Genomic DNA, 1,452 nt, shown 5'->3' with positions numbered 1-1,452 from the left:
GGCGAGCATAATCCACTAACAATCAACCCGGTCCACTCGACGGGGGCAGGTCACCGCTCGCCTGCACTATTATGGGGATCGAGCTGTTCGGCGCTGCCCATGCCGTGCCGATCGCCATCACCTGCTTCGTCGCCTACCTCTGCTCGGGGCACAACGGCATCTACCTGTCGCAGCGCATCGCCGTGCCGAAGTATGGCAGGCACCAGGTGCCGCACGCACCGACGCTTCTTGGAGCCCGCGCGACCCGGCGTCGGCCATCGCCACAACCTCTATCCACCAACAAGGAGCTCGATTGATGTCGCAGCAGCAGAAGGTCATGCCGACCTAACTCGGGACGGTCCGCATCTATCTGAAACCATCGGACAAGACCGCAATGCGCTCGCGCGCCTTCTGGCCTGGCAAGCCGCTCTATCGGGAACTGGTGGCGCAGGCGAAGCGAGATGGCATCATGAACGCCATCGCGCACCATACCCACTATGGCTACAGCAACCACGGCCCCGTGCGGGGGAACGGCTCCGCGATCGCCGATCCGCACCTGACGATGTGAGTCGAACTGATCGGCCAGCGCGCGGAACTCGAACGCTTCTGCGAAAGGCATGGCGATCTGCTCGCCGGCAAGGTCATCGTCTACAACCACCTGGAGCATTGGAGCATCGGTTCCGCAGGGTTTGCCCACGAGAATACCGCATCGAATGTACGGGAAGGCTGAGACTCTCTGGCCTTCCTTCCTGCCCGCAGTGACAGTCGTCGAGATGATGATGGTGGGTTGAGCCACGCCAACGCTCGTTAGCTCCAGCCGGAGGCGTCCCGTTGGCCATCGTCGACGCGCTATTGTTAGCGCTGCCGCGCAAGGAACTGGTCGTGCGGTTCGTCAGCGTCGCGATGCTGGCTATCGTGATGCTGTAGGCAGCCGGCATGGTCGGGTTGAAGCAGCCGCGCCGCTTGCGGGTCGGGCACGGGGCAGTCGCCGGCGCAATCGCTTCGGTGCGACCGCAGGATACCCGAAAGCAGGTTGACCGCGCCGGATCACGCTGCCCCCTCCCCTGCGGGCCCACCACAGACTGCGTTGTGTTGGTGGCGGGCGATCGCCCGTGCGCCTCTGCACACGGGCGCCGCTCGTATGGTGTTTCGGGCGCCGTCGCGACCCTGCCAAGCGAGCAATCACGCCCTATTAATTCGATCGTGGGATCGCCTTTAACGAGGTCTACGGCGCGCGGGCGGTCAACTGGGATACGGTGCGCCGCCTCGCTAACGACACGCGAGCCCCCTGCCCTACCTATTGACTAGCGCCACCGATCTCGTGCTCGTAAAGCAAGAGCGCCGCATCTGCTACGACGTCGGCGAGCACGCGCTTGCGTGCCGGATCTGCGTCACGAAGAGCATAGAGTCTCGCAGCAGTCTCGGGATCTACCCTCACGTTGATCGCGATATTGCGATTGCCGGTTACGCGTG

The 1,452-nt window shown here is 63.6% G+C and carries 2 protein-coding genes; both read left to right on the top strand.

Annotated elements, in window-relative coordinates:
- Positions 1-71 precede the first annotated feature (71 nt).
- Positions 72-296 (top strand): hypothetical protein, encoded by a 225-nt coding sequence (locus tag ACEK02_RS16290; protein ID WP_371422639.1) that lies wholly within the window; start codon positions 72-74, stop codon positions 294-296.
- A gap of 77 nt (positions 297-373) precedes the next feature.
- Complete coding sequence (locus ACEK02_RS16285; protein WP_371422638.1) at positions 374-547, top strand: hypothetical protein; 174 nt, start codon at positions 374-376, stop codon at positions 545-547.
- Positions 548-1,452 lie beyond the last annotated feature (905 nt).

Source organism: Tardiphaga sp., from assembly GCF_041424195.1.
Lineage (GTDB): Bacteria > Pseudomonadota > Alphaproteobacteria > Rhizobiales > Xanthobacteraceae > Tardiphaga.
The sequence above is the reverse complement of the archived record's forward strand: the minus strand, read 5'-3'. Positions and strand labels throughout refer to the sequence as shown.

Excerpts from the sequence above, each read along its gene's own strand:
- ACEK02_RS16290 (WP_371422639.1), top strand. The coding sequence starts at position 72 with ATGGGGATCGAGCTGTTCGGCGCTGCCCATGCCGTGCCGATCGCCATC.
- ACEK02_RS16285 (WP_371422638.1), top strand. The coding sequence starts at position 374 with ATGCGCTCGCGCGCCTTCTGGCCTGGCAAGCCGCTCTATCGGGAACTG.